Here is a 4,782-nt window from a genome sequence, read left to right as displayed (position 1 = left end):
GGCATGTTGTGGACCGTCTGCCTGACGTTTCCCCTGATGCTGGGCATCCAGGTCATCAGCGCCAAGATCGGCCGGGTCAGCGGGCATGGGCTGGCGACGAATATCCGCCGTCACTATCCGCGCCCCATGCTGTACGCCATCGTCGGCTTGCTATTGCTGGCCAACGTCATCAATATCGCCGCCGACGTGGCCGCCATGGGCGATGCCCTCACGCTCATCATCGGCGGACCCACCCACGTGTACGCCGTCGGTTTCGGCCTGCTGTCCTTGCTGCTGCAAGTTTTCATTCCCTATCAACATTATGTGCGCCTCCTGAAATGGCTGACGCTGGGTTTGCTGGCCTATGTGGCCACCGTGCTGACCGTGCACATTCCCTGGGGCGAGGTGGCGCTGCGCACAGTCTGGCCGAAGCTGGCCTGGTCGGCCGCCTCGGTGACCATGGTCGTGGCCGTGTTCGGCACCACGATCAGCCCTTATTTATTTTTCTGGCAAGCATCGCAGGAAGTGGAAGACTTGCAGGCCGACGCGCGCACGGGCGCGCAAGCCTTGCGCCGCGCACCGGAACAGGCGCCCAGGCACTTCCAGCGCATCAAGATGGACACGGCCATCGGCATGGGCTTTTCCAACCTGGTGGCGTTCTTCATCATGTTGACCACGGCCGTGACCCTGGGCGCGCAAGGCATGACGCACATCGACACCTCCGCGCAAGCCGCTTCCGCCCTGCGTCCCATCGCCGGCGAGTTCGCCTTCGCCCTGTTCAGCCTGGGCATCATCGGCACGGGCTTGCTGGCCATTCCCGTGCTGGCCGGTTCCGCCGCCTACGCCATGGCTGGCGCCTTCCACTGGAAAAACAGCCTGGAACTGGCGCCCAGGGCCGCCAAGAGGTTCTACGGCATCATCGTCACGGCCACCGTGATCGGTGCGGCCCTGTGCTTCACGCCGCTCGACCCCATCAAGGCCCTGTACTGGAGCGCCGTCATCAATGGCGTCATTTCCGTGCCCATCATGGCCCTGATGATGGTGATGGCGTCGCGCCCCACCATCATGGGAACCTTGACCATTTCGCGCCGCCTGCGCGCGCTGGGCTGGCTGTCGACCATCGTCATGGCGACGGCGGTGCTGGCCATGTTTGCCAGCCTGGCCTTCTGAGCCTTATGCCGCCTTCGGCTTGAGCATGCCTTCCACGATACCCAGCACCGTCTGGCGTGGCAGCAGGCGAGGCAGCCAGGCCAGCATTCGGTTGGGCCGGCCCGCCACGTGGCTGCTGCGGCCACGGTCCAGCGCCCGCAGCGCTTCATCGACGACGGCTTGCGGTGCCATGCGCTGGCCCACGGCCGCTTCGGGCGCGGCTACCACGTCAAAGAAGGCCGTGTCCGTGGCGCCAGGGCACAGGGCCAGCACGCGCACGCCGCGACGGCGGTTTTCCGCCCACAGCGCCTCCGAAAACGACAGCACGAAAGCCTTGCTGGCGCCGTAAATCGCCATGTAGGGATCGGGTTGCAGGGCCGCCGTGGATGCCACGTTGATGATGGCGCCCCGCCCTTGCGCCAGCATGTAGGGCAAGGCACAGTGCGTGAGTTCCATGAGGGCCGTGCAATTGACGCTTACTTCGGCCACCTGGCGCGCCAGAGGGATGGTCTCGAACCTGCCGTGCGTGGCAAAACCCGCGTTATTGATCAGCACATCGGGCGGCATGCCCAGGGCGCAAGCCTGCGCATGGGCGGCTGCGGCGGCGCCGGGCTGGCTCAGGTCGGCCACCAGCGCGTGCGCGCGAATGCCGTGGCGCTGGGAAAGTTCCCTGGCCAGGCCGTCGAGCACGGGGCCGGAACGGGCCAGCAGCAGCAAATGCGCGCCGCGCGCGGCCAGGGTTTCCGCAAAGACACGGCCGATGCCGGACGAAGCACCCGTGATCAGTACGGTTTGATTGGAGTAATTGAAAGCGGTCATGGCAGCGGTGTGGAGTGAATGAGGTTTTCACTGTAAACTGTGGTCTTTAGTCCATAGTCAAGGGGAATCGATGCGTATCGGAGAAATCACCCGCCTGACGGGCGTATCCAAGGACACTGTGCGCTTTTACGAGCGTCAGGGACTGCTGGATGAAGCGCCGCAGCCGGGCATGACGAATAACTACAAGGAATATTCGGCGCAAGCCTTGCGGCGCATCGAGCTGATCGGCCACGCCAAGGCGCTGGGCTTTACCTTGAAGGAGATCGCCGAAGTGATCGCCGTGTGGCAAGAAAATGCACTCGATGGGGAGACCAAGCGGGTCATGCTGGAAAAGAAAATCGCCCAGATCGACGAGAAGGCCCGTTCGATGGCCGTGCTGCGCGCCGGTCTGGTCGATGCGCTGGCAAAGGTAGAGACGGGCTGCGAGGATGGTGTGGCGATCGCAAGAAATTTACAAGGATAATCAATGACTTATTACACGCAATACCGCCACCTGGCGCTCGAGGGGGCCAAGCCTGCCCCCACGGCGCAGCAGATCGCCGCCATTGAAACCCTGCTGGAAGCGCCCTTGCCACACGCCTTCCTGGCGTTTCTGCAAGTGGCCAACGGCGCCTGGTTCGACTACACCACGGAGGTGCCTGACGGTAGTGGCGGCGTGGAAAAAATGGGGTTTAACACCTTCTTCAGCGCCGATGAAGGCGATTTTTGCGATGAAACGCTGGTCGGCGAAATCCGCGCCGCGCGCCAGCATACGAACATGCCGTTGCGCATCCTGCCCTTCGCCCGCGATGGCGGCAATTCCATGGTCTACCTTGATTTGACGCAAGAAGGCGGTGGCCGCGTGCTGGCCTATGTGCAGGAGTTGCCGGAGTGGACGGGCAAGCGTGCCCATGGTTTCATTGAGCTGGCGCCCTCCTTCGATGTCTGGCTGGACAACCTGTACATCGACCGCGACACGGTGCTCGACGAACTCGAACACAGCGTCTCGGAGCCATCCCATCTGGATGCGATGGCAGAATGGCTCGATATCGGCATGCCCGCCTGGCGCCGCGATGCCGGCATCGCCGCCCTGTTTGCGCTGAAACAGGTCGAATTGTGCGCTAACGAACAGGACTAGTCCTACGGGAATCATCGTGCGTGTCCTATGGGTGTGCGCAGGCTAGGGGCTTAACATTGCCATCAGCTTGCAGAAAAAACCATACTTGAAAGGAATCCCATGCGCATCTCGACCACCAGTTCCCGTACCCCCTCCCTGAAAAGCGTGGCCATCGGCGCCGCCGTGGCGCTGTTGAGCGGCATCGCCATCAACAGCATTGCCGCTGCCGCGCCGGGCGCCTACGACAAGCAATTCCTTAGCAAGGCAGCCGACGCGGGCAGTACGGAAATCGCCGCCAGCAAGGTGGCACAAAGCAAGAGCAGCAATCCCGAGGTGAAGAAATTCGCCAACACCATGGTGACGGATCACACGAAAGTGGCCGAGGAACTGAAACAGCTGGCCAGCAGCAAGCAGATCGTGGTCAGCGACCAGCCCGGCGCGAAGCACCAGGTACAGATCGACAAGCTGGGCCGCCTGGAAGGCCAGCAATTCGACCAGGAATATGCGGCCAGCATCGGCGTAGGCGCGCACAAGGAGGCCGTAAAACTGTTCACCGATGCCAGCCAAAAAGCCGGCGATCCCGACATCAAGGCGTTTGCCGCAAAAACCTTGCCAGCGTTGCAACATCATCTGGACATGGCGAACGCCATGCAGGCGGCATTGGCGAAATAGACTGCCATACGGAGTAAAATGCGTGCTGTACGTGCTGTACGGCAAGCATTTCAGGTCTTGACATACAATGCGGCAACTCCGTTTCTGGCACCGCCATGACCAGCCCATGCAGCTACTCAAGAAAACCGGCCTGATCGCCGGCGCCATCCTTTTCCTCATCCTGCTGGCAGGCTGGCTGTTCATCAAGGTCAGTGCGGCGCGCAATGCTACCGTGTATAGCCAGCAGTGGAACGAGCAAGGCACGTGCGTGATCAAGACCTATGTACCGCACTACGGCAACGGCGTGCCGCACAACATCGTGCGCGCGCTCAGCACGTCGACCTTTTTCCGCGTTTATCACAAGGATGGCACCCTGCTGGAAAGCACGGAATGGGTGCTGGACATGCATGAAGACGGCCTCCTCGACCATGCCCGCTGGGGCCAGAACCGCGCCATCTACCCGACCGACATGGGCGACGAAGGCTGGACCTTGCCCGAATGCGCTTGATTATTTAGCAATCAAACGAAAGATTCCCATGCTGCGCGGCCCCTGGAGCGACGCTCCCTATCTCCCCACGCTCCACCATTTCCTCGGCCCTTTCGACGTGTATGACCGCGAACACACGCTGGGCGTGGAGCTCGATGCCTGGGACATGAATGATGCTGCCCAGCGCGCGGCGCTGATACGGCGCGACATCACGTCGCAGTACAAGGAACTCAGTTACCGCCACCGGCATGCGCTGGTGGCCGTGCTGGCGCAGGCGCTGCAAGACCCCGCCTACGACTTCCAGGCCATCCTCGAACATGACCCCGAGAGTACCTACGCCCTGCCCGCCTTGTGGGATGAGATGGCCGACCCGCGCGCCTTCTTTGCCGATATCTACCGCCTGGTGCGGCGAGACTGGCGCGATGACCTGGCCCGCGCGGCGGCGGAAGACCCGGCCACCTGGTAGCGCGGTGCGGATGCCACACTAGCGTATCGATAGTCTGCGGCACCATTTCCCCTCTGAAAATCCCATTCCGGCAACGTGCACGCGACGTTGCAAAAACGCCCCACTGAAAAAAAATCTGTTGCACCAGCGCATGCC

General features: G+C 62.2%; 7 protein-coding genes. 6 read left to right on the top strand and 1 reads right to left on the bottom strand.

The window, feature by feature from the left end:
• A partial coding sequence (locus tag K0F85_RS08580; RefSeq protein ID WP_219115641.1) for an NRAMP family divalent metal transporter occupies positions 1-1,149 on the top strand: 1,149 nt, incomplete at its 5' end.
• A gap of 3 nt (positions 1,150-1,152) precedes the next feature.
• Here the strand turns inward: K0F85_RS08580 and K0F85_RS08575 are convergent.
• A complete protein-coding gene (locus tag K0F85_RS08575) occupies positions 1,153-1,947 on the bottom strand; it encodes an SDR family oxidoreductase (RefSeq protein WP_219115640.1) in 795 nt (264 codons plus the stop codon).
• A gap of 70 nt (positions 1,948-2,017) precedes the next feature.
• Here K0F85_RS08575 and K0F85_RS08570 point away from each other — a divergent pair, with 70 nt between their 5' ends.
• From K0F85_RS08570 to K0F85_RS08550, 5 genes are all read left to right on the top strand, one after another.
• The gene (locus K0F85_RS08570; protein WP_219115639.1) at positions 2,018-2,410 is read left to right on the top strand and encodes a MerR family transcriptional regulator; all 393 of its coding nucleotides are present in this window, start codon (positions 2,018-2,020) and stop codon (positions 2,408-2,410) included.
• Between the two features lie 3 nt (positions 2,411-2,413).
• Positions 2,414-3,064, top strand: a complete 651-nt coding sequence (locus K0F85_RS08565) for an SMI1/KNR4 family protein (protein WP_219115638.1) — start codon at positions 2,414-2,416, stop codon at positions 3,062-3,064.
• A gap of 99 nt (positions 3,065-3,163) precedes the next feature.
• Positions 3,164-3,715, top strand: a complete 552-nt coding sequence (locus K0F85_RS08560) for a DUF4142 domain-containing protein (RefSeq protein WP_219115637.1) — start codon at positions 3,164-3,166, stop codon at positions 3,713-3,715.
• A gap of 67 nt (positions 3,716-3,782) precedes the next feature.
• Positions 3,783-4,202 (top strand): hypothetical protein, encoded by a 420-nt coding sequence (locus K0F85_RS08555; protein WP_219115636.1) that lies wholly within the window; start codon positions 3,783-3,785, stop codon positions 4,200-4,202.
• 28 nt (positions 4,203-4,230) lie between these two features.
• The gene (locus K0F85_RS08550) at positions 4,231-4,647 is read left to right on the top strand and encodes a hypothetical protein (protein WP_219115635.1); all 417 of its coding nucleotides are present in this window, start codon (positions 4,231-4,233) and stop codon (positions 4,645-4,647) included.
• The last annotated feature ends 135 nt before the right edge of the window (positions 4,648-4,782 follow it).

The organism is Janthinobacterium sp. UMAB-56, assembly GCF_900095265.1.
In the GTDB taxonomy this organism is placed as follows: Bacteria; Pseudomonadota; Gammaproteobacteria; order Burkholderiales; family Burkholderiaceae_D; genus Janthinobacterium.
The sequence above is the reverse complement of the archived record's forward strand: the minus strand, read 5'-3'. Positions and strand labels throughout refer to the sequence as shown.